Consider the following 24,719-nt stretch of genomic DNA (forward strand, 5'->3'; position numbering starts at 1 on the left):
ATAGACCTACACGAATACAAGCTCAACGAGAAAAATCAAAACCAAGCCTCATCAAACTCCATCAAAGACTTAGCCCCTGAGCGCGCGGCGCGAATAGTAGAAGCGGTCTCAGGCAGCAGCTTGGCAAAGTAGAACCGTGCAGTAGCCAGCTTGGCAGCATAAAAAGCATCAGAAGAGGAACCTGCGCGATCCAGCGCCACCCTCGCCATCCGAGCCCAGAAATAAGAAAACACCAGATGCCCGACAGTCCGCATGTACGGCACGGCAGCAGCCCCGACTTCATCAGGATTCTGCATGGCCTTCATGCCGATCTCCATCGTGAGCTTCTGCACCTTCTCGCCGATATCGGCAAGCGGATTGATGAACTCCTGCATCTCGGGCTTGATGCCCTCTTCTTCGATGAATGCCGCCACGACCTTGCCAAAAGCCTTCATCTTCACGCCCATGTCGCCGAGAATCTTGCGACCAAGGAGATCGAGCGCCTGAATCGAATTCGTCCCTTCGTAGATCATGTTGATGCGCGCATCGCGCACATACTGCTCCATGCCCCATTCGGAAATGAAGCCGTGTCCGCCGTAGATCTGCACCGCGAGATTGGTGCCTTCGAACGCGTTATCGGTGAGAAACGCCTTGATGACAGGCGTCAGCAGCGCGACGAAATCCGCCGCCTCGCGGCGCACCGATTCGTCCTCGTGCGACAGTTCCTTGTCGATATTAAGCGCCGCCCAATACGCGAACGCACGCCCCGCCTCGGCATACGCCTTCTGCGTGAGCAGCATGCGGCGCACGTCCGGATGCACGATGATCGGATCAGCCGCCTTGTCCGGCGCTTTGGGACCGGTGAGCGCGCGCATCTGCAGGCGCTCCTTCGCATACGCGAGCGAGTTCTGATACGCGACTTCGGTCAGCCCCAGCCCCTGCATGCCGACGCCCAGACGCGCCGCGTTCATCATCACGAACATGGCGTTCAAGCCCTTGTTCGATTCGCCGACGAGCCAGCCCTTCGCGCCATCCAGGTTCATCACGCACGTGGCGTTGCCGTGGATGCCCATCTTGTGCTCGATCGACCCGCACTTGATGCCGTTGCGCTCGCCGATCGCGCCGTTCGCATCCGGAACGAACTTCGGCACGATGAAGAGCGAGATGCCCTTCGTGCCCATCGGCGCGCCGGGCAGACGCGCAAGCACCAGATGCACGATGTTCTCCGCCATGTCGTGCTCGCCGCTCGAAATGAAGATTTTGGTGCCGGTGAGCGCGTAGGAGCCATCGCCGTTCGGCTCGGCCTTCGTGCGCAAAATGCCGAGATCGGTGCCGCAATGCGGTTCAGTCAGGCACATCGTGCCCGTCCACACGCCTTCGACCAGCTTCGGCAGATACACCGACTTCTGCTCCGGCGTGCCATGCGCGTGCAGGCACTCGTATGCGCCATGCGACAGGCCGGGGTACATCGTCCAGGCCTGATTCGCGGAGTTCAGCATTTCGTACAGCGCATTGTTGACGAACGCAGGCAGGCCCTGCCCGCCGAATTCGGGATCGCAGCCGAGCGCGGGCCAGCCCGCCTCGACATACTGGCGATACGCCTCCCTGAAGCCCGACGGCGTCTTCACGACGCCATCGCCCTCATACGTGCAGCCCTCGCGGTCGCCCGACTGGTTGAGCGGAAACACGACCTCCGAGCAGAACTTGCCGGCTTCCTCGAGCACCTGATTGATGATGTCCGCATCCAGCTCGGCATGCTTCGGCATGCGCTTCAGTTCGGCTTCGACGTTCAGCAATTCGTGCAGCACGAACTGCATGTCGCGAAGGGGGGCGGCGTACTGTCCCATGAGTCTCTCCAGTTACTCGAGCTTGGTCGTTGCGCGCCGCCGAACCCTTCACGATTCAGCCAGCCCGCTAACGACTCCCGTGTTGATGCGAAGTCAGATTCGCCGACACACTCGCGCCTCCCAGTGCGCCCGGCTCGATTGCCTGCCGTGCGCCGCCATCGGCGGATATGTTCGACGTCTGATACGAAACGATCGTCTTCTCCAGCGCGTCCCGCGTCAGTTGCACGGCCCCCGGCATGTGCAGGAAACGCGCGTCGTGATGCAGGCCGAGCGTGAAGCTGTACAACTCGAAAAGCATCAGTTGCGGATCCGTCTCCGGTTTCAAATGCCCTTCGTCCTTCGCCTGGCGAATCGCCCGCAACAGCGCCTCGCGCCAGGTGGTCACGCTGTTCACGAGCTGCTCGCGCACCGCACTCGCCGCGCGGTCGTCATACTCGACCGCCCCGCTGATGTAGATGCAGCCCGTTGTCACTTCCTCGATGCGCTTCTCCATCCAGCGGCTCATCATCGCCCGCAATCGCGGCAAGCCGCGCGGTTCGCGCAAGCTCGGGAAGAACACTTCGTCCTCGAAACGGCGGTGGTACTCGCGCACCACTTCCACTTGCAAGTCCTCGCGTGAGCCGAAATGCGCAAACACGCCGCTTTTGCTCATTTGCATCCGCTCGGCCAGAAGGCCGATCGTCAACCCTTCCAGCCCGTCCCGGCTTGCCAGATCCAACGCTGCGTCGAGAATCGCGGCCCGCGTCTGTTCGCCTTTTCGCATGATCCCTACCGTCCTCTCGTGACCCGATTGAAAACGAACGGCCGTTCTATTATTGTCGCCGATCGCTGGTGAAACAAGCAATTTATTAGAAAGCCATTTCTAACTCTTAGTCGAAGTCAATGAGACGAATCTCGAACTCGACCCGATGATTGTCGCTTTTTATGCATGGACTGCATGTAAGTGACTGCCCGACTTCCCATTTCGTGGGAGCATACTTGACGCCCGGCATCTATTCTGCCCCGCTCCCGGCCTTTTCTGCTTTTAATCGTATTGGCCGATGGTGATCACTTTCATCATCGCGCGGTAGCTGTTGTAGGCGAGCCAACTCAAAACGCGTTCGGTCAGCGGACGCGAAGCGTAACGCTTTTCGTCAATGCGGCTACCTTCGTCAAACGCCTGAAGAATGGCGTCGTGCAATCCCGCGATCTCCGGGTGATTGACGAGCACCATGTTCGCTTCGTTGTTCAGGACGAGCGAGAGCGCGTCGAGGTTCGAGGAGCCGATCGTCGCCCAGTCGGCGTCCACGACAGCGACCTTGCCATGAAGCATCGTCTTCTCATATTCGGCGATGCGCACGCCGTGCTTCAGCAGGTTGCCATACAGAAAAGGAGTGGCGTAGTCGAGCGCGACGAATTCCTTGCGCCCGATCACCAGGGAAACGCGCACGCCGCGCCGCGCCGCATAGACGAGCGCGCGCCGCAGTTTGCGGCCCGGCATGAAGTAGGGATTGGCGAGCAGCACTTCGCGCTCGGCATGGGCGATGGCCCGCAGATAAGCCTTCTCGATGGCGCGGCGGTTCAGCAGATTGTCGCGCGCGACGAACGCGACGCACGGGCGGTCCACCGCATGGATTTCGCCGAGGCGCGCGCGCTGGCGTGCACGCCTCGCGCGGCGCGAGCTCCATCGGCTTTGCGACGGCTCGGGATCGCAGTCCGCCGTACGCGGCTCGCGCGGCTTGACGCCAAGCCGGATGCGGTCCCATTGCACGTCGAACGCATCGCGCACGTCCTTGACGACGGGCCCCTGCGCTTCCATCGCGAAGTCCCAGCGCGGCTCCTCGAGTCGCGTTCCGTTCTGGTCGAAGTCATCGACGATATTGATACCGCCGCAAAACGCGTAGGTCCCGTCGATGACCGCGAGCTTGCGATGCGTGCGCGAAAAGCCAAGCGGCCCGAACAGCAGATGCGGGTTGTAGATGCGATGATCGACGCCGCTTTCCTTCCACTGCGCAAACATCGGCAGATTGCGTTCGGTGCCGACGCCATCGGTAATCACGCGCACCGTCACGCCGCGCACTGCCGCACGCACGAGCGCATCGGAAACGGCGCGGCCGCTGTCGTCGTTGGCGAAGATATACGTTTCGAGCGACACGTACTCCTGCGCATGGTCGATCCGCTCGATCAGCGCAGGAAAAAACTGCACGCCGCCTTGAAAAATGCGCACCTCGTTGCCGACGGTGAAGCAAAGCCGTGGCGGACGCCGCCCGGAAAACAGCGCCTGGCGCAACCGTTTGAATTTGCGCCGCGGCCGCACACCGATCATCGGCTATGCGCCGCAAGGCGCTCGGGCAGCTGGAGGATCGCTTCGCGGTTCGACCACGAGAAGCAGCGGTCGGCGGCTTCGCGCAGCGGCAGCCAGAGGTGGGACGTGTGTTCGCGCGGCGCGAGTGTCACTTCCAGACAGTGCGGCACACAGAGACTGAACTGGTGTTCGGTGTTGTGCATGACGCCTTCCGCATAGCGATGCCGCCACTGCGGATAGATCTCGTACTGGATGCTGTGATGCCAGTCGAGCAGCGCGGCGTGCGGCACGAGCGGGCTGCCGACGATGATTCCCGTCTCTTCCTGCACTTCGCGTGCGGCGGTCTCGATGAGCGGTTCGTCGATCGTGTCTTTCGAGCCTGTCACGGACTGCCAGAACCCTTTGTGATCCGCGCGCTCGATGATGAGGACATCGAGGTCGGGCGTGTGAATGACGACCAGTACCGATTCGGGGATTTTGGGCGGCTTCTGCATGGCGTGAGGAACGCGCTTTCGTTATGTCTTTGGCCCGGAAACTGTAACGCAAAAAACGAAAAAGGCGCGGGCCAAAACGGTCCCGCGCCTTTCTCATTCGGACAAATGCGACGCTTACTGCGCCTTCTGCTCCGGCTGACGCAGACGGATATGCAGTTCGCGCAACTGGCGCTCGTCCACTTCGCTCGGCGCTTGCGTGAGCAGGTCCTGCGCGCGCTGCGTCTTCGGGAAGGCGATGGTGTCGCGGATCGAATCGGCACCCGACATCAGCGTGACGATGCGGTCCAGACCAAACGCGATGCCGCCGTGCGGCGGCGCGCCGTACTGAAGCGCGTCGAGCAGGAAGCCGAACTTGAGGCGCGCTTCTTCCGCACCGATCTTCAGCGCGCGGAACACCTTGCTCTGCACGTCTTCCTGGAAGATACGCACAGAACCGCCGCCGATTTCCCAGCCGTTCAGCACCATGTCATATGCCTTTGCGAGGCAGCGGGCCGGATCGGTTTCGAGGTACTCGAGGTGCTCGTCCTTCGGGCTCGTGAACGGATGGTGCGCGGCCACATAGCGGTTCTCTTCCTCGTCGTACTCGAACATCGGGAAGTCGATCACCCACAGCGGCTTCCAGCCGGTTTCCAGCAGACCGTTCGACTTGCCGAATTCCGAATGACCGATCTTCAGGCGCAATGCACCGAGACTGTCGTTCACGACCTTCGCGCGATCCGCCGCGAAGAAGATGATGTCGCCGTCTGCGGCGCCGGTGCGCTCTATGATCGCGGCGAGCGCGGCGTCATGCAGGTTCTTGACGATCGGGCTTTGCAGGCCGTCGCGGCCCTTGGTCTTGTCGTTGACCTTGATCCACGCGAGGCCCTTCGCGCCGTAGATGCGCACGAATTCCGTGTAGCCGTCGATATCGCCACGCGACAGCTCGCCGCCCTTCGGCACGCGCAGCGCAGCGACGCGGCCGTCCTTGGAGTTCGCCGGCATGCTGAACACCTTAAAGTCGACGTCGCGCACGGCGTCGGTCAGGTCGGCGAATTCGAGCTTCACGCGCAGGTCGGGCTTGTCGGAACCGAAGCGGCGCATCGCTTCCGAGTACAGCATCACCGGGAATTGCTCCGGCAATGCGACATCCATCGTCTCCTTGAAGACGTGGCGGATCATGTTCTCGAACAGATCGCGAATTTCCTGCTCGGTGAGGAACGAGGTTTCGCAGTCGATCTGCGTGAATTCCGGCTGCCGGTCGGCGCGCAGGTCTTCGTCGCGGAAGCACTTGGTGATCTGGTAGTAACGGTCGAAGTTCGCGACCATCAACAATTGCTTGAACAATTGCGGCGATTGCGGCAACGCGAAGAACTGGCCCGCGTTCACGCGCGACGGCACGAGGTAGTCGCGCGCGCCTTCCGGCGTGCTCTTCGTGAGCATCGGCGTTTCGATGTCGATGAAGCCCTGCGCGTCCAGATACTTGCGCACTTCCATCGCCACGCGATAACGCAGACGCAGGTTCTTCTGCATCTGCGGGCGGCGCAGGTCGAGCACGCGATGCGTGAGGCGCGTGGTCTCCGAGAGGTTGTCGTCGTCGAGCTGGAACGGCGGCGTGACCGATGCGTTCAGCACCGTCAGCTCATGGCACAGCACTTCGATCTTGCCGCTCGTGAGGTTCGCGTTGGCCGTGCCTTCCGGACGGTTGCGCACGACGCCCTTCACTTGCACGCAGAATTCGTTGCGCACGCCCTCGGCGACGCTGAACATCTCGGCGCGGTCCGGATCGCAGACGACCTGAACGAGCCCTTCGCGATCGCGCAAGTCGATGAAGATAACGCCCCCGTGATCGCGGCGGCGATGGACCCAGCCGCACAGCGAGACGGTTTGGCCCAGCAGGGCTTCGGTCACCAGACCGCAGTATTCAGATCGCATCGACATGATGTGTGTGTGTTTCGTTGTTCGTTAATCAACGGCTCGCGTGCGGGTCGGCTCTTCGTCGGCTCGATTCCCGGCGCGCGCGCCGGCATTACATCGGCGGCTCGGTGGGGCGGCGCGCGGGCGCAACCGGCGCGAGCGGCGCGCTCGGGGCGGGGGCGACCACGCCCATCGAGACGATGTATTTCAGTGCCGCGTCGACGGTCATGTCCAGTTCGACGACCTCGCTCTTCGGCATCATCAGGAAGAAGCCGGAGGTCGGGTTAGGCGTCGTCGGCACATAGACGCTCACGTGATCTTCCTTCAGATGGTTCACCACGTCGCCGCCGGGGATGCCGGTCAGGAAGCCGATCGTGTAGGAACCCTTGCGCGGATATTCAATCAGCAGCGCCTTGCGAAACGCATTGCCGCTCGACGACAGCAGCGTGTCCGACACCTGTTTGACGCTGGTATAAAGCGGGCCGACGACAGGAATATGACGAACGATCGCGTCCCACCACAGCACGAGCTTCTGCCCGATGAAATTCTGCGTGAGCAGGCCGACGATGAAGATGAACGCCAGCGTCAACAATGCGCCCAAGCCCGGCAAGTGGAAACCGAAAACACGCTCGGGCTGCCACGCGGACGGCAACAGCAGCAGCGTCTGGTCCATCGTTCCGATCACGAGGCCGAGCACCCACAGGGTGATGGCAAGCGGCACCAGCACGAGCAGGCCGGTGAGGAACACAGTTTTGAGCGTAGTCTTTTTCGTCGTCACGTTGTAGTCGGTAAGGTCGCTGCGAGCGGTTGAGCGGGCTGGGCGTTGGATTAGCGCGGCGCTCGCGCTTGCTGCGGCTCGTGCGCCTCCCGGAATGCGCGGCGGTCCGGGCCGTCAGCCGCCGCGACTTCAGCCGCGCCGCGCGTCTCGCGCGTCAGGCCGCGTCCGACGAGCTGGACGATGCCGGCGCAGCGGCGGCGGGCGTCGTGCTTGCAGGCGTCGACGCATCGGATGACGATGCGGCGCCAGCGTTTGCGCCATCGCTCGCGGCAGCCGTTTCGCCGGCTTTCGCCGTCGCGGCATTCGACGAGCCGCCGTTATTGCCGCCGCGGAAATCGGTGACGTACCAGCCCGAACCCTTGAGCTGGAAACCCGCCGCGGTCACTTGCTTGGAAAATGCGTCCTTGCCACAGGCAGGACATTGCGTGAGCGGTGCATCGCTCAGTTTCTGGAGCACGTCTTTTTCGTGGCCGCAGGATGCGCAGCGGTATGCATAAATCGGCATGGCACTCTTCCTACAATGATCTGTCGACGCTTGCAAAGCCTTGAATTATAGCCGCAAACCGCCCCGGGCCCGGATTTTTGGGCGCGTGCAGCCGTACAGCTTCAAGTCAGATGAGGGCGCGGTCGACGGATTTCAAGCGCGCCGCCAGGTCAACCAGCGCTCGCGGCCTGCGAAGACGGGAAGCGAGCCGCTGACTTCGCGGTCGTCGATGAGTTCGAAATGCGGCGTGAGAAGCGCATCGAGTTCGTCGCGCTCGATGCCGAACGGCGGTCCTTTCGGCGTCGCGCCGATGAAAAAGAAGCCGGCCAGCAGCGCGCCCGGTTGCAACAGCGCCGCCATGCGGCCGGCATAATCCGCCCAGCGAGCCTTCGGCAGCGCGCACAGAAACGCGCGCTCGTAGATCCAGTCCGGCGCGAACGGCGGCTGATACGAGAAGAAATCGGCCTGTTCGACGATGTCCGCCCGCGCGCCCAACTGCCCGCGCGCCGCCGCGACGGCGCTTGCCGAAAAGTCGATCGCCCGCACAGTGCAGCCGCGCCCGGCCAAAAACGACGCTTCGTAGGCGCTGCCGCAGCCGGGAATCAGCACTTTGCTGGCGCGAGGCTCGGGCAGCGCAGCCACGAACGACTGAAACGCCTCCGGCACGCCGGCCTGATCCCAAGGCGTGAAGCGTTGGTCGAACCGCTCGTCCCAGAAGCCGGGCGAGTCGGGATCGCGGTGAGTGAAAGTCGGATCGCTCATGGATGCCCCATCCACACTTGTGCGATGACCATGCCCGCGCCCGCCACCGCAATAAGTCCGGCGACCAGCAGCGTCATTAGCAGCCGGTTCGTGCGCTTTTGCTCGGCGAGCAACAAGCGCATCGTGTCTTCGTTGCCGCTTCTCGGCACGTCATGCCGTTCCGCGAGCAGATGATGAATCAGCCGCGGCAGTTGCGGGATCGTCTTGCTCCACTGCGGCGCTTCCATTTGCAGGCGTTCGTACCAGCCACGCCAGCCGATCTGCGCATTCATCCAGCGTTCGAGGTACGGCTTCGCGGTTTTCCAGAGATCGAGTTCCGGATCGAGCGAACGGCCGAGACCTTCGACGTTGAGCATTGTCTTCTGCAGCAACACGAGTTGCGGCTGAATCTCGACGTTGAAGCGCCGCGACGTCGAAAAGAGCCGCATCAGCACCTGTCCCAGCGATATGTCTTTCAGCGCGCGATCGAAGTACGGCTCACAGACCGCGCGAATGGCGCTCTCCAGTTCCTCGACGCGCGTGCTCGGCGGCACCCAGCCGGACTCCAGGTGCAAAGTGGCGACGCGGTGATAGTCGCGTTTGAAGAACGCGAGGAAGTTCTGCGCGAGGTAATTCTTGTCGAAGTCCGACAGCGCCCCGACGATGCCGAAATCCAGCGCGATGTATCGCCCGAAGGTGGCCGGATCGAGACTGACCTGGATGTTGCCCGGGTGCATGTCCGCGTGGAAGAAGCCGTCGCGGAACACTTGCGTGAAGAAAATCTCGACGCCCTCGCGCGCGAGCTTCGGAATATCGACTCCCGCGGCGCGCAGCGTCTCGACCTGGCTGATCGGCACGCCCACCATCCGTTCCATCACCAGCACGGTCGGCGCGGACAGGTCCCAGTACATCTCCGGCACCAGCAGCAGGTCGAGCCCCGCGAAATTGCGCCGCAACTGGCTGCCGTTGGCGGCCTCGCGCATGAGATCGAGTTCGTCGTGCAGATATTTGTCGAACTCCGCGACGACTTCGCGCGGCTTCAGGCGACGGCCATCGGGCCACAGGCGTTCGGCCCAGATCGCGATGTCGCGCAGCAAGGCCAGATCGGAATCGATGACGGGCAACATGCCGGGCCGCAGCACCTTCACCGCGACTGGCTTGCCCGCGTGCTCGCCGTGCTTGATTTTCGCAAAGTGCACCTGCGCGATCGACGCGCTCGCCACCGGCACACGCTCGAATTCGTCGAAAAGCTGTTCGATCGGCGCGCCGAGCGCCTTCTCGATTAACGACACCGCCTGGTTCGAATCGAATGGCGGCACACGATCCTGCAACTTGGCGAGCTCGTCGGCGATATCGACGGGCAACAGATCGCGCCGCGTAGAGAGCACCTGACCGAACTTCACGAAGATCGGGCCGAGGCTTTCCAGCGCAAGTCTCAGCCGGATGCCGCGCTCGATGTCGAAGCGCCGGCCGAAGGTGGTGATGCGCATCAGATAGCGGACGCGGCGATCGTTGATGCCGCTCATCACCAGCTCGTCGAGGCCGAAGCGGACGATCGTGAAAAAAATCTTGAGGAAACGCAGAAAACGCATGGTTGGTTGGCTTCAGCTCGTTATTCGTGCGAGTCGCGCACGGACTCGCCGCCGGTCCGCGCTGAGGCGCCGCGGGCCGTGGGTTGTTGCTGGACTGCGTGTTCGATCCTCTCGATGCGCTTCTCGACGCGCGCCAGCGCATCGCGCGCACGCGAAAGCTCCGCGTTGAATGAGTCGAGCGCGCTCTTGCGCACGAGTTGCGGGCGTTCGTCGAGCAGATATTCGGCGACCGAATCCAGCACATTGCGGCTCGTGCGCCGCGTCTGTTCCTGCACCGTCCGGGCGATGCGGCCGACGCGATGCGCGGGGGCATCGCCGATCACGCGCGACAGGTCTTCCTCCGGGTCCCACCGCAAATGTTCGGCCAGCTTCGCAAGCGTCGTCGCGAATTCGGCATCGCCTTCGATGCGTACGTGCTTCATCACGGCCGCCTGTCCGCCTTGCAGGAATGCGGGAAGCGCGTCGAGCGGCACGGCGATGGTCACGTCGAAGACCGGCGTTTGCGTTTCGGTGATCGCCGCCAGAAGGCCGTCGGCTTGCGCGACGAGCGCAATCGAAACCGGCCCGCACACGAGCTTCACGCACTTGCCGGCATACGGCTTGACGCGCTCGCGCGCCCACGGCTCACGCACCAGCAAATGATTGACGACCGCCGCGAACGCAGTGGACGCGGTCCTCAAGGCGGGATTCGTGGCGGGACGGGATGATTCGTGTGCGTTCGTCATCGGCTCTGAGATGAAAAAACCCGCGCAAGCGGCAGCTCGCGCGGGTTCTATTCTACGGTTTATAACCGCGCAGGCGGCGCGGCCATGCCGTACGGTGAGGCTTTTTGAAACAATGACGTCAGTTTGCCGCTAGCGCGCGGGCCGCAGCGCCTTTGGGCGTTGCGGCCCGCCATCGATCAGCTTACCTGCTGGATACCGGCCAGCAGCCAGCCTTCGTTGCCCGCCTTCTGCTTCGACAGGTTCCAGATTTCGACGAACGGTTCAGCCGCCGCCCCTTCCGACTCGCGGATCAGGCCGTGGAAGCGCACGCTCGCGAGGTATTCGCCTGCGCGGTCTTCGACGCCGAGCAGGTCGGCGTTGAGCTGCACGACGTCCGTGCGGTTCGGCGTGCTGCCGCGTGCATCGACGTCCAGCTTCACTTCGGCGAACATTTCGGGCGTCGTGAATTCGCGGATGTCGTTGACGTTGCCGCGATCCCACGCGTCCTGCAGGCGCACGAAGTACACCTTCGCGTTACGGATGAACGCTTCGGTATCGAAGCCTGCCGGAACTTCCGGCTGCACGGCGGCCGTCGCCGGGGCATCGATCGCATTGCTGCCGAAACCGCCCGCCTGCGGCTGCAACGTACGCGACGGCTCCTGGTTCAGCCCGGTGCGTGCGGTCGAGTTGCCATAAGGCGAAGCGGAACCCGCGCCTGCGTAGGCCGGCGTGGCGTTGTTGCCCTGCCGCTTGCGCATGATGAAGCGGAACAGCATGACGGCGGCCAGCACGATCAACGCGATCATGATCATGTTCGCCATGGCGCCGGCGAAGGCTTCACCGAGGCCAAAGTGCGACAGCAGCGCCGCGATGCCGAGACCTGCCGCCAGACCGGCGATAGGCCCAAGCCAGCGATTACGCGCGGGCTGGGCTGCCGCCGGCGCGGCGGGCGCGGGTTGGGCGCGCTGCGGCTGCGCGGCCTGGCCCTGCTGCATAGACTGCGACGGCGGTGTCGCCTGATGCTGCTGCGTCGCCGTGGCGGACTGCCGGCCCATGCTGCGGCCACTGCCCATGCGCTTGGCTTCCGCCGTTTCCGCGAAGATTGCGCCGGCCGCAATAACGCCAGCCAGCGCCACGATTCCGGCCTTCCTGAAGAAGACGTTCAGGAAGCCCCGGGTTTGGGGTGAGCGCGAATCGGACATTTCGAATCCTTAAGTTGAGTGGAACATCAAAATTTTGTCCCGACGTGTAACGCTACCACGCCACCTGACAAATTGTAATATTCGACTCGATCCAAACCGGCTTGTTCCATCATTGTTTTCAAAGTTTCCTGGTCCGGGTGCATGCGAATCGACTCCGCCAGATACCGATAGCTGTCAGCGTCTTTCGCAACTTTCTGGCCCAGCCACGGCAACACCTTGAAACTAAAAAGGTCGTACGGTTTCTTGAGCGGCTCCCACACCTTGGAAAATTCCAGGACCAGCAAACGGCCGCCCGGCTTCAGCACGCGCTGCATCTCGGCAAGCGCGCGCTCCTTGTGCGTCATGTTGCGCAAACCGAAGGCAACTGTAATCACATTGAAATAATTATCCGGAAATGGAATCTTCTCCGCGTCGCAAAGCAGCGTCGGCGTGATGACGCCTTTGTCCACGAGCCTGTCGCGGCCCACACGCAGCATCGATTCGTTGATGTCCGTGTGCCAGACCTCGCCGGTTTCGCCCGCCTGCTTCGCGAAGGCCATGGCCAGATCGCCCGTGCCGCCCGCGATGTCCAGCACCTTGTAACCCGCCCGCACCTTGGCCTGCCCGATCGTGAAGTGCTTCCAGACGCGGTGCAGCCCGCCGGACATCAGGTCGTTCATCAGGTCGTAATTGCTCGCGACGGAGTGAAACACGCCCGCCACCTTTTTCGCCTTGTCCTGCTCGTCGACCGTGTCATATCCGAAGTGGGTCTTGCTCATCGCGCTCGTTCCTCGCCTGTTGTTCGTTATATGCCGTGCAATCGTCGCGCCGGCCATGCGGCGTTATGCCGCGAATCGTTTGTTCAGTGACAGTGGCCGCCCGACGCCTTCGCCGCCATCGGCGCGTCGCGGTCCATACCGGCGGCTTCCAGCTTCGCCAGATAGTCGCGCCACAGGGCGTCCTGCCGCGTCGCGAGATCGTAAAGAATGTCCCACGAATAAATGCCGGTGTTGTGGCCGTCCGAGAAATTGAGTTGCAGCGCGTAATGGCCGACCGGCTCCACGCCGATGATGCCCACCTCGCGCTTGCCCGTCTGCAGGGTCTCCTGCCCCGGCCCGTGGCCCTGCACTTCGGCGGACGGAGAATAGACGCGCAGCAGTTCGAACGGCACGCGATACGACTCGCCGTCGCCGTATTGCAGTTCGAGCACGCGGGATTTCGAATGCAGAACGACGCCGGTGGGAATCGGCGTCGTCGATGTCAGTCCGCTCATGATGAGCCTTGTCTTTTGAGATTAATGGTGGCCGAACGCCTGATTCAGCTCGTTGCGAATGGCTTCGCGCAAGAGCGTCGCCTGCGCGCGGCGTTTCGATAGCTGCGCTTCGGAGACCGTGCGCTGACGCGGCGCCCAGATGGGCAGCGGAAAACGGGAATCGTTGGAAAAGCGAGGGATGACGTGCCAGTGAACGTGCGGCACCTGATTGCCGAGGCTCGCCAGATTGATCTTCTCGGGCACGAGCACGCGGCGCATGACGCGTTCGACGCCGTTGACGGCGGTCATCACGCGCATGCGGTCCGCGTCCGGCAGATCGGACATTTCGGCGACGTGCGCGCCCCAGACGACCCGGCACAGGCCCGGCCAGTCCGGTTCATCGGCAAGGACGACGCGCAATGCGTCGTCCGCCCACAGCACTTCGCCGCCGTCTTCACGGCAAAACACACAGTCCATCGCGACCCTCTAACGAAATCGAACTTCGATTCCGCTATTACACCAGCACGCGCTCGATACCGCCATTATTCGCGCGTTCGACGTACTGCTCCATCCAGTTCTCGCCGAGCGTCTTGCGCGCGATTTCCACGACGATATAGTCAGCCTCGATGTTCGCGTCCTCGTTGTAACGCGAAAGCCCTTGCAGGCACGACGGGCAGCTCGTCAGGATCTTCACGTCCGTGCCGTTGGTCTGCGCGCCATCGCCCGCCGACAACACCGAGCCCGGCGCCGCGCCGGCCGTGCCCGCGGATGCGTTCATCGGGTTGATCGCGTTCGAACCGGCAACCGCTGCGATCGGAATGCCGCGCAGTTGCGCCGCGCCCTTGCGGATTTCCTCTTCCTTGCGGAAGCGCACTTGCGTCGAAATGTCCGGACGCGTGACCGCCAGCGTGCCCGACTCGCCGCAGCAGCGATCGTTCTTCTGGATCTTGTAGCCGTCGTTCTCCGAGCCCATCAGCTCGTTGACGAGCTTCACCGGGTCCATCGTCTTGATCGGCGAGTGACACGGGTCGTGATACATGTAGCGCGTGCCCTTCACGCCTTCGAGCTTGATGTTCTTCTCGAGCAGAAATTCGTGAATGTCGATGATCCGGCAGCCGGGGAAGATCTTCTCGAATTCATAGCCCGCGAGCTGGTCGTAGCACGTTCCGCACGACACGACCACGGTCTTGATATCGAGATAGTTCAGCGTATTGGCCACGCGATGGAACAGCACGCGGTTATCCGTGACGATCTTCTCGGCCTTGTCGTACTGCCCCGCGCCGCGCTGCGGATAGCCGCAGCACAGATAGCCCGGCGGCAGGACGGTCTGCACGCCCGCTTCCCACAGCATCGCCTGGGTGGCGAGGCCGACTTGCGAGAACAGACGCTCGGAGCCGCAGCCGGGGAAATAGAACACGGCTTCCGAATCGACAGTCGTCGTCTTCGGATTGCGGATGATCGGAACGATCTTGTTGTCCTCGATATCCAGCAGCGCGCGCGCCGTCTTCTTCGGCAGGTTGCCCGGCATCTTCTTGTTCACGAAGTGAATCACCTGCGTGACGGCGGTCGGCTTGCCGACCGTCGCGGGCGGCTTGGCCGTCTGCTTCTTTGCGAACCGCTTGAAGAGGTCGTTGCCGAGACGCTGCGCCTTGTAGCCGACGCCCATCATCGCGGTGCGCGCAAGGTTGATGGTTTGCGGATTCGTCGCGTTCAGGAAGAACATGCCCGCCGCGTTGCCCGCGTTGAACTTCTTCTTGCCCATCTTGCGCAGCAGGTTGCGCATGTTCATCGACACATCGCCGAAGTCGATCTTCACCGGGCACGGCGTCGCGCACTTGTGGCAGACCGTGCAGTGATCGGCTACGTCGTTGAACTCGTCCCAGTGCTTGATCGACACGCCGCGGCGCGTCTGCTCTTCGTACAGGAACGCTTCGACGAGCAGCGAGGTCGCGAGAATCTTGTTGCGCGGGCTGTACAGGAGGTTCGCACGCGGCACGTGCGTCGCGCAGACCGGCTTGCACTTGCCGCAGCGCAGGCAGTCCTTGATGGAATCGGAGATTGCGCCGATATCCGACTGCTGCATGATGATCGATTCATAGCCCATCAGCCCGAACGACGGCGTGTAGGCGTTGCGCAGGTCCGCGCCTTCGAGCAGCTTGCCGGCGTTGAAGCGCCCTTGCGGATCGACGCGCCGCTTGTACGCGCGGAACTCGCCGATCTCGTCTTCGGTCAGGAACTCCAGCTTCGTGATGCCGATGCCGTGCTCGCCCGAGATCACGCCATCGAGCGAACGCGCGAGCTTCATGATGCGCGCGACCGCGCGATGCGCGTCCTGCAGCATCTCGTAGTTGTCCGAGTTCACCGGAATGTTCGTGTGGACGTTGCCATCGCCCGCGTGCATGTGCAGCGCGACGAACACGCGGCCGCGCAATACCTGCTTGTGGATGGCCTGCGCTTCGTCGAGGATCGGCTTGAACTCGCCGCCGTTGAAGATCTGGCGCAGTTCCGCGCGAATCTCCTGCTTCCACGAGACGCGCAGCGTGCGGTCCTGGGCGAGATGGAACACGTTGGCGTCCGGCTGCACGTCCACGCGATCCGCGAACTTCTCCGCAAGCGCCTCGTAGCCCAGCCCGACGAGATAGTGCTGCGCCTCGCGCAACGGCATGTCGAGCTTTTCGCCGACAAAGTTCCAGCGGTTTCGCACGCGCTTGAGCAGATCGAGCGCCTGCTGCACGCGGTCTTCGAGCAGTTCCGCGCTGGGAATTTCGTTGGCGTCGTCGCTCTTGCCGAGCGGCAGCTTGCCGTTGCGGAAGAAGGTTTCGAGCGCGTCGAGCAATTGCAGCTTGTTCTTGATCGACAGTTCGATGTTGATGCGCTCGATGCCGTCCGTGTACTCGCCCATCCGATTAAGCGGGATCACGACGTCTTCGTTGATCTTGAACGCGTTCGTGTGCTTCGCGATGGCGGCCGTGCGCGAGCGGTCGAGCCAGAAACGCTTGCGCGCTTCGGCGCTCACTGCCACGAAGCCTTCGCCGCTTTTGCCGTTCGCCATGCGGACGACTTCCGACGTGGCCTGCGCGACGGCATCGGCATCGTCGCCGACGATATCGCCGATCAGGACCATCTTCGGGAACGCGTTGCGCTTGCTCTTCGTCGCGTAGCCGACCGCGCGCAGATAGCGCTCGTCGAGATGCTCCAGACCGGCGAGGATCGCGCCGCCCTGCTTCGACGTTTCGAACAGATAGTCCTTGATTTCGACGATGCTCGGAATCGCGTCGCGCGCCTGGCCGAAGAATTCGAGGCAGACGGTGCGCGTATGCGCCGGCATCTTGTGCAGAATCCAGCGCGCGGACGTGATGAGCCCGTCGCAGCCTTCCTTCTGCACGCCCGGCAGGCCGGACAGGAACTTGTCGGTCACGTCCTTGCCGAGCCCTTCCTTGCGGAACGTGCGGCCCGCGATATCGAGGTTCTCCGTGCGGATCAGCTTTTCGCCCGGCGCGCGACTCCCGTCGAACCAGTCGAGGCGGAAGCGCGCGACATCCACGTCGTGAATCTTCCCGATGTTATGGCCGAGCCGCGTGACTTCGAGCCAGTTGCCTTCGGGATCGACCATGCGCCACCACGCGAGATTGTCGAGCGCCGTGCCCCACAGGACGGCCTTCTTGCCGCCCGCGTTCATCGCCACGTTGCCGCCGACGCAGGACGCATCGAGCGAAGTCGGATCGACGGCGAACACGAAGCCCGCCTGCTCGGCCGCTTCCGTGACGCGCCGCGTGACGACGCCCGCGCCGGAGAAAATCGTCGCGACCTTGCGATCCACGCCCGGCAGGTCGGTCATCTCGACCGGCCCCAATTGTTCCAGCTTCTCCGTGTTGATGACCGCCGAGAACGGCGTGAGGGGAATCGCGCCGCCCGTGTAGCCGGTGCCGCCTCCACGCGGAATCACGGTGAGACCGAGTTCGAAGCACGCCTTGATCAGCCCGGCGATTTCGGCTTCGGTGTCCGGCGTCAGCACGACGAACGGATATTCCACGCGCCAGTCGGTCGCGTCGGTCACGTGCGAGACGCGCGACAAGCCATCGAAGCGGATGTTGTCCTTCTGCGTTTGCTTGCCCAGCACGCGCGACGCGCGGCGGCGCAAGTCCGCCATGCGGTCGAATTCGGCGGCGAAATCGTCGACGGCGCGGCGCGCGGCCGCGACCAGCAGTTGCACGCGTTCGGCGCGCTCACGGCTGCCGGCTTCGGCGCTGTGCTCGGACAAGTCGGCGCTGCGCCGCTTTTCGATTTCCGCGAGCCGGTGATTCAGCGCCTCGACGAGCATCGCGCGGCGCTTCGGGTTGTCGAGCAGGTCGTCCTGCAGATACGGATTGCGGCGCACGGCCCAGATATCGCCGAGCACTTCGTACAGCATGCGCGCGGAGCGGCCGGTGCGGCGTTCCGCGCGCAGCTCGTCGAGCGCGGCCCAGGCTTCGTCGCCAAGCAGCCGCATGACGATTTCGCGATCGGAAAACGACGTGTAGTTATACGGAATCTCACGCAGACGGGGCTCGACATCGAGCGCCAAGGCGGCATGGGCGCCGTTCGGATCGAAGGCTTGAGGTGCGTTCATGGTCGACGGTTCGGTGTATCGGCGCGTGTGCTTCGGAAAGCGGAAACGCCGACGATGCGCGTGGGGCGCAGATTTTCGATTGAGACTTTTCTTGCGAAGGCGGGTGAATGGCCGATATGTGGCGGCATGCCGGTGACGGCTACCCTCACGACGACGCCTTCGATGTGCCCAAGATCAGCGCCACGATCGCGTGTGGCGCGCGTGTCGCTCGGACGCGGCGTGACGCTCGCGGGCGGCGCGCGCCGACATATCGATCCGAAGCTGCCAGTGCATCTGCCGATCCTGATTGCTGATTTGTAAAAGGAAATTCTAACCCATCGCGAAAAAGGCCGTTTGCCGGCGCTAGCAGCCGAAAGACGTCTTTGCGCGTCTTTTTTCGACGCAAAATCGCGCATTTGCGCGCTTTTCACCGTCCGTCCGTCCGGTCGGTCGTGCTCGTAACCGGGAAAGCGTCCCTTTGCGGCTATCATTGACGTTTTCGCCCTGAAAAACCGCAGCTTCGGCCTGCCTGACGATTTCCCGCATGAAACATCCCGACTACCTGAAGAAAGTGCTGACCGCGCGCGTCTACGATGTCGCGCGAGAAAGCGAGCTCGAGCCCGCCCGCAATCTGTCGGCGCGGCTGCGCAATTCCGTCTATCTGAAGCGCGAAGACAACCAGCCGGTTTTCTCGTTCAAGATTCGCGGCGCCTATAACAAGATGGCGAATCTTCCCGCCGACGTGCTCTCGCGCGGCGTGGTTACGGCTTCGGCGGGCAATCATGCGCAGGGCGTGGCGCTGTCGGCGGCGCGGCTCGGCTGCCGCGCGGTCATTGCCGTGCCCACAACCACGCCGCAGGTGAAGATCGACGCGATCCGCGCTCACGGCGGCCCGACGGTCGAAGTCGTGCTGGCGGGCGAATCGTATAGCGACGCCTATGCGCGCGCCGTCGAGTTGCAGGAAGAACGCGGCCTGACCTTCGTGCATCCGTTCGACGATCCCGACGTGATCGCCGGGCAAGGCACCGTCGCGATGGAAATTCTGCGCCAGCATCAGGGTCCGATTCACGCGATCTTCGTGCCAATCGGCGGCGGCGGGCTGGCGGCGGGCGTCGCGGCGTATGTGAAATCGGTGCGCCCGGAAATCCGGGTGATCGGCGTGCAGACCGAAGATTCCTGCGCGATGGCGCGCTCGATCAAGGCCGGCGAACGCGTGACGCTCAGTGAGGTCGGCCTGTTCTCGGACGGCACGGCGGTGAAGCTCGTCGGCGAGGAAACGTTCCGCCTGTGCAGCGAACTGCTCGACGAAGTGCTGACCGTCGATACCGACGCGCTCTGCGCCGCGATCAAGGACGTCTTCCAGGATACGCGCAGCGTGCTCGAGCCGGCCGGATCGCTGGCGGTGGCGGGCGCGAAGCTGTATGCGGAGCGCGAGGGCATCGAAGGAAAAACGCTGATCGCCGTGACCTCGGGCGCGAACATGAATTTCGACCGCATGCGTTTCGTCGCGGAGCGCGCGGAAGTCGGCGAGGCGCGCGAAGCGGTGTTCGCCGTGACGATTCCCGAAGAGCGCGGCAGCTTCAGGCGATTCTGCGAGTTGGTCGGCGACCGCAGCGTGACCGAGTTCAACTACCGCATCGCGGATGCGCGGGCCGCGCATATCTTCGTCGGCGTGCAGATCAAGTCGCGCGTCGAGACGGCGCAGATGATGTCGTCGTTCGTCGAGCATGGCTTTGCGACCGTCGACCTGTCGCACGACGAACTCTCGAAGCAGCACATCCGCTACATGGTCGGCGGCCACTCGCCGCTCGCGCAGGACGAACGGCTGCTGCGTTTCGAATTCCCCGAGCGGCCGGGCGCGCTGATGAAGTTCCTTTCGTCGATGGCGCCGGACTGGAACATCAGCCTCTTCCATTATCGGAACCAGGGCGCGGATTACAGCTCTATTCTCGTCGGCATTCAGGTGCCGCAGTCGGACAACGCCGAGTTCGAGCGCTTCCTCGCGACGCTTGGCTATCCGTGGTGGGACGAGGGCGCGAATCCGGTGTACAAGCTGTTTCTCGCCTGAGAGCGCAAGCCGATGGCCTTCACGCTCGAAGACAAGCTCGTCGTCGCGATTTCGTCGCGTGCGCTCTTCGACTTCGAAGAAGAGAACCGCGTCTATGAGACGGGCGATCTCTCCCGTTACGAGGCGCTGCAACGCACGCGGCTGGACACGCCCGCGAAGCCGGGCGTCGCGTTCGGGCTGATTCGCAAGCTGCTCGCATTGAACGCGCAAGAGCAGCGCGTCGAAGTGGTGATTCTCTCGCGCAGCGATCCGATCAGCGGGCTGCGCGCGTTTCATTCGTGCCGCGAGCATGGCCTGACGATCGAGCGCGGCGTGTTCACGCGCGGCCGCTCGCCGTTCGCGTACTTGAAACCGCTGCGGGCGTCGCTATTTCTGTCGGCGAATCCCGACGATGTACGCGACGCGCTCGCGGCTGGCTTTCCGGCTGCACGCGCGTTGCCCGAAACGCCGCGCGCCGCGAGCCGTTATGCTGACGAGATCCGCATTGCGTTCGACGGCGACGCCGTGCTGTTTTCCGACGAAGCCGAGCGCGTATTTCAGGCGGATGGTTTGTCGGCGTTCGTCGGCCATGAGATCGACAAGAAGGATCTGCCGCTGCCGGGCGGGCCGCTGAAGCCGCTGCTGGCGGCGCTGAACAAGCTGCAACGCATCGCCGACGACAACGAGAAGGCGTCGTCGATGCACATCCGCACCGCGCTCGTCACGGCGCGCTCCGCTCCCGCGCACGAACGCGCGATCCGGACGCTGATGGCGTGGGACATCGAAATCGACGAAGCGATGTTCCTGGGCGGACTGGACAAGGGCGAATTCCTGCGCGAATTCGAGCCCGACTTTTTCTTCGACGACCAAATCCGCCACTGCGAATCGGCTCGCGTCGTGACTGCGACCGGGCACGTTCTCAGCGGCATAGCGAACGCATCATGACACCCGACCAATCTCCGCTCGGCAAGGCCGTCAACTACACCGAACAATACGATTCTTCGCTGCTCTTTCCGATCGATCGCAAGCGTGCGCGCGATGCGATCGGCGTTCCGGCGCGCCTGCCCTTTTTCGGCACCGATATCTGGAACGCCTACGAATTGTCGTGGCTGAACCGGAATGGCAAGCCGCAAATTGCCGTGGCGACGTTCTTCGTGCCGGCGGAATCGCCGAATATCGTGGAATCGAAGTCGTTCAAGCTTTATCTCGGCTCGTTCGCGCAGACGCGATTCGATTCCATCGATGAGGTGCGTGCCGCCATCAAGCGCGATGTTTCCGCGATTTGCGGCGCGACGGTTTCGGTGCTGCTCACGCCGCCGGCGGATTTCGGCAAGCTCTCGATGGAAGAGTTCGATGGTTTGTCGCTGGATCGGCTCGATCTGGATTGCGAAGTCTATTCGCCGGATGCATCGCTGCTGAAGGCGTCGCATGACGAAGCGCCGGTCGACGAGACGCTGTTCTCCAATCTGCTGAAATCGAATTGCCCGGTGACGGGACAGCCCGATTGGGGAAGCGTGCAGATTCGCTATTACGGCGGACAGATCGATCACGCGGGATTGCTGCGGTATATCGTTTCGTATCGCGAGCATACGGGGTTTCATGAGCAATGCGTGGAGCGCATTTTCATGGACATCATGCGGGAGTGTAAGCCGGAGAGGCTCGCGGTTTATGCGCGATATACGCGGCGCGGAGGGTTGGATATCAACCCGTTCCGGACGAATTTCAATTTGCCGATGCCGGATAACGCGCGGCTGGCGAGGCAGTGATTACTGGATGAGAGCAGGAGCGCGCAGGCGCGTCTCTGCTCTCATTGACCAGAGTGTGGCGAAGCTTGCGCGGACAAGGCATTCGCGCGCATGCCGCAGCTTCACCATTCGGTCGTCCGGATAGCTGACGGTGCGAGTCCCGTCGAATCGCTGACAGGTGTCGATTCAAGGAGTCGAATCGCACGGCACAGCGATAAAAGCAGCCTCGCCTCACCGAGACAAAGCGCCCGCACAGTCCGGTTACGCCCCAGGCTTCTTATAAGCCACGCAATCGACCTCGACCTTGCAATCGATCACCATCGACGACACGACACAAGCGCGTGCCGGCGGATTCGCACCGAAATACTCCTTGAACACCTTGTTGAACGAAGCAAAGTCGCGCGGATCGTCCAGCCATACGCCGCAGCGCACCACATGCTCCGTGCCGTATCCCGCTTCTTCGAGAATCGCGATCACGTTCTGAATCGCCTTGTGCGATTGCTCGACGATGCCGCCATTGATCACCTCGCCGTCCTGCATCGGCGTCTGGCCCGACACGAAGAGCCAGCCATCGGCTTCGACCGCGCGTGCGAACGGCATATGCGCGCCGCCTTGTCCCTTGCCGCCTTCCACGCCATAACGCTTCATCTTTCCACTCCTTCTCAACGCAACAGATTCTCAAAAGGCGCCGGCTGCATCCAGTCTGGATGCCGCACCGCGCGCCACGAAACGTCCCGCGCGCGCGCCCGTCACGGCCTGCTCGCGATACGTCAATACGCCATTCACCCACACCGCGTCGATGCCATCGGCCGCCTGCTGCGGCTTTGCGAACGTCGCGGCATCACGCACGCGCTCGGGATCGAACACGACCAGATCCGCGTGATAACCCACCTTCACTTCGCCACGCTCGCTCAGGCCGAAGCGTCGCGCCGACAAGCTCGTCATCTTGCGCACCGCTTCTTCGAGCGATATCAATGCCGTATCGCGCGCATAGTGGCCGAGCACGCGCGGAAACGCGCCCCACAAGCGCGGATGCGGCAGCGGATCGTTCGGCAAGCCATCGGAGCCGATCATCGTCGCGGGATGCGACAGGATGCGCCTCACGTCGTCCTCCGACATGTTGTGATACACCGCGCCCGCCGGTTGCAGGCGCTTCGCCGCTTCCTGCTGGCTCACGCTCCACTCGGCCGCCACCTCGCGAATCAGCTTGCCCGCCATCTCCGGATGCGGCTCCGACCACGTGATCGTGATGTCGATATCGCCCGTCACCTGCTTGAGATCGAGCGTCGATGAACTGCGGTTATACGGATAGCAATCGCAGCCAACCGGCTGTCCGTCGCGCACCGTCTCCAGCGACCGCAGCACTTCCACGCTGCGCCCCCAGTTCGACGGCCCCGCGCACTTCAGATGCGAAATCACCACCGGCACGCTGGCATGACGGCCGACGCCGTACGCTTCGTTCATCGCGTCGAGGATCGCGTCGAATTCGGTCCGCATGTGCGTCGTGTAGAGCGCGCCCGCTTTGCCGAGCGGCTCCGCCAGCGCCTGCACTTCCTCGGGCGGCGCATTGAACGCCGAGCCGTACGCGAGCCCGCTCGACAACCCCAATGCGCCGTTATCGAGCGCCTCTTCGAGCTGCGCGCGCATGCCGGCGATTTCATCGGCGGTGGCGGCGCGATCGAGCCGGTCCATGTGATTGTTGCGCAGCGCCGTATGGCCGATCAGCGCGCCGACGTTCACGGACGGGCGCGCGCCGTTCACGGCATCGACATACGCGGCGAAGGTCGGATACTGAAACGCGGATGCATCGCCGAGCAGGTTCATCGGGTCGGGCGGCTCGCCCTTCAGCGTCACCGGCGACGCGCTGATCCCGCAATTGCCGACGATCACCGTCGTCACGCCCTGCGTGATCTTCGGCATCATCTGCGGCGAGCGGATGACATGCGTGTCGTCGTGCGTGTGAACGTCGATGAAACCGGGCGCGAGCACCTTGCCGCGCGCATCGACGACCTCGCCGGCGGTCCAGGCCGACAAGCCGCCCGGCTCGGCCATCGCCACGATGCGTCCGTCGCGCACCGCGACATCGCGTTCGACGGCGGGCGCGCCCGTGCCGTCGATCACGCGCGCGCCGACGATCAGCGTGTCGGCCTTCTCCATGATCGCCATGATCAGTCTCCCAAAGGTTGACGCTCGCCGCCGCCGCGATGCGCGTCGAGCGCGTGCTTCATGCGGCGCAGCAGTTCGCGGCTGCGGTCGGCCTGTTTGACGGCCAGTTCCGTGACGAGCAGATCGAGCGCCATCATCATCGCGTAACGCGACGACGACGGCTTGTAGATGAAATCCGTTTCGATTGCGATGACCGGAATCAGCCAGTCCGCAAGCGCGCCGAGCGGCGAGGCCGGCGCGGTCAGCGCGATCACGCGCGCCCCGTACTCGCGTGCGAGCCGGCAGCTTTCGAGCATTTCGGGCGTCTGCCCGGTCACGGACAGCGCGACGACCACCTGCTCTTTCGACAGCGTCGCGGCCACCATGCGTTGCAGCAGTCCATCCTGATAAGACGCCACCGGACGCCCGAGCCGCACGAGGCGAAAGCGCATTTCGTCGGCGAGCGCGGTCGAGCCGCCGCCCATGCCGAACACGTAGATCATCGACGCGGCGGCGAGCGCGTCGGCGGCTTCGCCGATCGGCGCGGAACGCAGCGCACCCTGGTTTTGCGCGAGCGTCGCCTGCACTTCGTCGAAGATGCGGGCAGCGAGCGACGCGGGCTCGGCGTCGCCCTGATCGGTGTCGATTTTCAGGAACCGCTGGCCAACCGCCGCCGCCTGTGCGAGCCGCAACTTCAGTTCGCGCACGTCTTCGCAGCCGACGGCCTTCGCGAAGCGCGTCACCGTCGCGATGCTGACCTCGGCCTTGTCCGCGAGCGCGCCGATGCTCGCCCGCGACGCGCCCGTGAGATCGTCGAGAATCAGCGCGGCGACCTTGCGTTCGGCGCTGCGCAACTCCGGCGCGCGTTCGGCAATGCGCGCGACGATATCGAAACTGAGCGGGTCGGCGTGGCCGTTCATCGTGGGGTCGGGTTTACGCTGTGCGCGTGTTACTAAATAACAATT

The 24,719-nt window shown here is 63.3% G+C and carries 21 protein-coding genes; 3 read left to right on the top strand and 18 right to left on the bottom strand.

Translation table 11 applies throughout. The features are described 5' to 3' along the window. Positions 1-35: 35 nt before the first annotated feature. The 15 genes from AB6804_RS07680 to AB6804_RS07750 form a co-directional block, all read right to left on the bottom strand. Entirely contained in the window at positions 36-1,826 is a 1,791-nt protein-coding gene (locus AB6804_RS07680; RefSeq protein ID WP_370885969.1) for an acyl-CoA dehydrogenase C-terminal domain-containing protein, read from the bottom strand. 67 nt (positions 1,827-1,893) lie between these two features. Further along, a complete protein-coding gene (locus AB6804_RS07685; protein ID WP_035961729.1) occupies positions 1,894-2,589 on the bottom strand; it encodes a TetR/AcrR family transcriptional regulator in 696 nt (231 codons plus the stop codon). A gap of 261 nt (positions 2,590-2,850) precedes the next feature. Continuing rightward, positions 2,851-4,131 (bottom strand): phosphatidylserine/phosphatidylglycerophosphate/cardiolipin synthase family protein, encoded by a 1,281-nt coding sequence (locus tag AB6804_RS07690; RefSeq protein WP_370885970.1) that lies wholly within the window; start codon positions 4,129-4,131, stop codon positions 2,851-2,853. Then, positions 4,128-4,604 (bottom strand): dihydroneopterin triphosphate diphosphatase, encoded by a 477-nt coding sequence (gene nudB, locus AB6804_RS07695; RefSeq protein ID WP_370885971.1) that lies wholly within the window; start codon positions 4,602-4,604, stop codon positions 4,128-4,130. The genes AB6804_RS07690 and nudB overlap by 4 nt, the downstream gene beginning before the upstream one ends. A 114-nt stretch (positions 4,605-4,718) precedes the next feature. Next, positions 4,719-6,521, bottom strand: coding sequence for an aspartate--tRNA ligase (gene aspS / locus AB6804_RS07700; RefSeq protein WP_370885972.1), 1,803 nt, complete (start codon positions 6,519-6,521; stop codon positions 4,719-4,721). 88 nt (positions 6,522-6,609) lie between these two features. Further along, on the bottom strand, positions 6,610-7,275 hold the full coding sequence (locus AB6804_RS07705) for a DUF502 domain-containing protein (protein ID WP_370885973.1): 666 nt from the start codon (positions 7,273-7,275) through the stop codon (positions 6,610-6,612). 154 nt (positions 7,276-7,429) lie between these two features. Further along, positions 7,430-7,780 (bottom strand): FmdB family zinc ribbon protein, encoded by a 351-nt coding sequence (locus AB6804_RS07710; RefSeq protein ID WP_035961737.1) that lies wholly within the window; start codon positions 7,778-7,780, stop codon positions 7,430-7,432. A gap of 132 nt (positions 7,781-7,912) precedes the next feature. Beyond that, entirely contained in the window at positions 7,913-8,521 is a 609-nt protein-coding gene (locus AB6804_RS07715) for a methyltransferase domain-containing protein (RefSeq protein WP_370885974.1), read from the bottom strand. Continuing rightward, a complete protein-coding gene (gene ubiB, locus AB6804_RS07720; protein ID WP_370885975.1) occupies positions 8,518-10,092 on the bottom strand; it encodes a ubiquinone biosynthesis regulatory protein kinase UbiB in 1,575 nt (524 codons plus the stop codon). Before ubiB ends, AB6804_RS07715 begins: the two co-directional genes overlap by 4 nt. Positions 10,093-10,112: 20 nt before the next feature. Then, positions 10,113-10,772, bottom strand: coding sequence for an SCP2 domain-containing protein (locus tag AB6804_RS07725; RefSeq protein WP_370885976.1), 660 nt, complete (start codon positions 10,770-10,772; stop codon positions 10,113-10,115). A gap of 221 nt (positions 10,773-10,993) precedes the next feature. Next, on the bottom strand, positions 10,994-11,998 hold the full coding sequence (locus AB6804_RS07730) for a Tim44 domain-containing protein (RefSeq protein WP_370885977.1): 1,005 nt from the start codon (positions 11,996-11,998) through the stop codon (positions 10,994-10,996). A gap of 26 nt (positions 11,999-12,024) precedes the next feature. Further along, entirely contained in the window at positions 12,025-12,756 is a 732-nt protein-coding gene (gene ubiE / locus AB6804_RS07735; protein ID WP_370885978.1) for a bifunctional demethylmenaquinone methyltransferase/2-methoxy-6-polyprenyl-1,4-benzoquinol methylase UbiE, read from the bottom strand. An 83-nt stretch (positions 12,757-12,839) separates the two neighbouring features. Continuing rightward, complete coding sequence (locus tag AB6804_RS07740) at positions 12,840-13,250, bottom strand: gamma-butyrobetaine hydroxylase-like domain-containing protein (RefSeq protein WP_244793540.1); 411 nt, start codon at positions 13,248-13,250, stop codon at positions 12,840-12,842. A 21-nt stretch (positions 13,251-13,271) separates the two neighbouring features. Continuing rightward, positions 13,272-13,706 carry an HIT family protein gene (locus AB6804_RS07745; RefSeq protein ID WP_035961746.1) on the bottom strand — a complete coding sequence of 145 codons (435 nt, stop codon included), beginning with the start codon at positions 13,704-13,706 and terminating at the stop codon, positions 13,272-13,274. A gap of 37 nt (positions 13,707-13,743) precedes the next feature. Continuing rightward, positions 13,744-17,838, bottom strand: coding sequence for a DUF3683 domain-containing protein (locus AB6804_RS07750; protein WP_370885979.1), 4,095 nt, complete (start codon positions 17,836-17,838; stop codon positions 13,744-13,746). 523 nt (positions 17,839-18,361) lie between these two features. Between AB6804_RS07750 and ilvA the strand changes: the two genes are divergently transcribed. From ilvA to queF, 3 genes are read left to right on the top strand one after another with little or no spacing between them, the layout of a single operon-like run. Further along, complete coding sequence (ilvA, locus tag AB6804_RS07755) at positions 18,362-19,885, top strand: threonine ammonia-lyase, biosynthetic (RefSeq protein WP_370885980.1); 1,524 nt, start codon at positions 18,362-18,364, stop codon at positions 19,883-19,885. Positions 19,886-19,897: 12 nt separating this feature from the next. Further along, positions 19,898-20,809 carry a 5'-nucleotidase gene (locus AB6804_RS07760; RefSeq protein ID WP_370885981.1) on the top strand — a complete coding sequence of 304 codons (912 nt, stop codon included), beginning with the start codon at positions 19,898-19,900 and terminating at the stop codon, positions 20,807-20,809. Next, complete coding sequence (gene queF, locus AB6804_RS07765; protein WP_370885982.1) at positions 20,806-21,630, top strand: NADPH-dependent 7-cyano-7-deazaguanine reductase QueF; 825 nt, start codon at positions 20,806-20,808, stop codon at positions 21,628-21,630. Before AB6804_RS07760 ends, queF begins: the two co-directional genes overlap by 4 nt. Positions 21,631-21,870: 240 nt before the next feature. Here queF and AB6804_RS07770 read toward each other — a convergent pair whose 3' ends face one another. From AB6804_RS07770 to AB6804_RS07780, 3 genes are read right to left on the bottom strand one after another with little or no spacing between them, the layout of a single operon-like run. Further along, entirely contained in the window at positions 21,871-22,257 is a 387-nt protein-coding gene (locus tag AB6804_RS07770) for a RidA family protein (protein ID WP_244793544.1), read from the bottom strand. 30 nt (positions 22,258-22,287) lie between these two features. Beyond that, on the bottom strand, positions 22,288-23,766 hold the full coding sequence (locus AB6804_RS07775) for an amidohydrolase family protein (RefSeq protein ID WP_370886264.1): 1,479 nt from the start codon (positions 23,764-23,766) through the stop codon (positions 22,288-22,290). An 11-nt stretch (positions 23,767-23,777) separates the two neighbouring features. Then, entirely contained in the window at positions 23,778-24,674 is an 897-nt protein-coding gene (locus AB6804_RS07780) for a MurR/RpiR family transcriptional regulator (protein ID WP_370885983.1), read from the bottom strand. Between the last annotated feature and the right edge of the window lie 45 nt (positions 24,675-24,719).

Source organism: Caballeronia sp. RCC_10, from assembly GCF_041360715.1.
GTDB classification, from domain to species: Bacteria; Pseudomonadota; Gammaproteobacteria; order Burkholderiales; family Burkholderiaceae; genus Caballeronia; species Caballeronia grimmiae.

Excerpts from the sequence above, each read along its gene's own strand:
- AB6804_RS07685 (WP_035961729.1), bottom strand. The coding sequence starts at position 2,589 with ATGCGAAAAGGCGAACAGACGCGGGCCGCGATTCTCGACGCAGCGTTG.
- AB6804_RS07750 (WP_370885979.1), bottom strand. The coding sequence starts at position 17,838 with ATGAACGCACCTCAAGCCTTCGATCCGAACGGCGCCCATGCCGCCTTG.
- AB6804_RS07740 (WP_244793540.1), bottom strand. The coding sequence starts at position 13,250 with ATGAGCGGACTGACATCGACGACGCCGATTCCCACCGGCGTCGTTCTG.
- AB6804_RS07680 (WP_370885969.1), bottom strand. The coding sequence starts at position 1,826 with ATGGGACAGTACGCCGCCCCCCTTCGCGACATGCAGTTCGTGCTGCAC.
- ubiE (WP_370885978.1), bottom strand. The coding sequence starts at position 12,756 with ATGAGCAAGACCCACTTCGGATATGACACGGTCGACGAGCAGGACAAG.
- AB6804_RS07710 (WP_035961737.1), bottom strand. The coding sequence starts at position 7,780 with ATGCCGATTTATGCATACCGCTGCGCATCCTGCGGCCACGAAAAAGAC.
- queF (WP_370885982.1), top strand. The coding sequence starts at position 20,806 with ATGACACCCGACCAATCTCCGCTCGGCAAGGCCGTCAACTACACCGAA.
- AB6804_RS07715 (WP_370885974.1), bottom strand. The coding sequence starts at position 8,521 with ATGAGCGATCCGACTTTCACTCACCGCGATCCCGACTCGCCCGGCTTC.
- nudB (WP_370885971.1), bottom strand. The coding sequence starts at position 4,604 with ATGCAGAAGCCGCCCAAAATCCCCGAATCGGTACTGGTCGTCATTCAC.
- AB6804_RS07775 (WP_370886264.1), bottom strand. The coding sequence starts at position 23,766 with ATGGAGAAGGCCGACACGCTGATCGTCGGCGCGCGCGTGATCGACGGC.
- AB6804_RS07770 (WP_244793544.1), bottom strand. The coding sequence starts at position 22,257 with ATGAAGCGTTATGGCGTGGAAGGCGGCAAGGGACAAGGCGGCGCGCAT.
- AB6804_RS07730 (WP_370885977.1), bottom strand. The coding sequence starts at position 11,998 with ATGTCCGATTCGCGCTCACCCCAAACCCGGGGCTTCCTGAACGTCTTC.
- aspS (WP_370885972.1), bottom strand. The coding sequence starts at position 6,521 with ATGTCGATGCGATCTGAATACTGCGGTCTGGTGACCGAAGCCCTGCTG.
- AB6804_RS07690 (WP_370885970.1), bottom strand. The coding sequence starts at position 4,131 with ATGATCGGTGTGCGGCCGCGGCGCAAATTCAAACGGTTGCGCCAGGCG.
- AB6804_RS07745 (WP_035961746.1), bottom strand. The coding sequence starts at position 13,706 with ATGGACTGTGTGTTTTGCCGTGAAGACGGCGGCGAAGTGCTGTGGGCG.
- AB6804_RS07780 (WP_370885983.1), bottom strand. The coding sequence starts at position 24,674 with ATGAACGGCCACGCCGACCCGCTCAGTTTCGATATCGTCGCGCGCATT.
- ubiB (WP_370885975.1), bottom strand. The coding sequence starts at position 10,092 with ATGCGTTTTCTGCGTTTCCTCAAGATTTTTTTCACGATCGTCCGCTTC.
- ilvA (WP_370885980.1), top strand. The coding sequence starts at position 18,362 with ATGAAACATCCCGACTACCTGAAGAAAGTGCTGACCGCGCGCGTCTAC.
- AB6804_RS07760 (WP_370885981.1), top strand. The coding sequence starts at position 19,898 with ATGGCCTTCACGCTCGAAGACAAGCTCGTCGTCGCGATTTCGTCGCGT.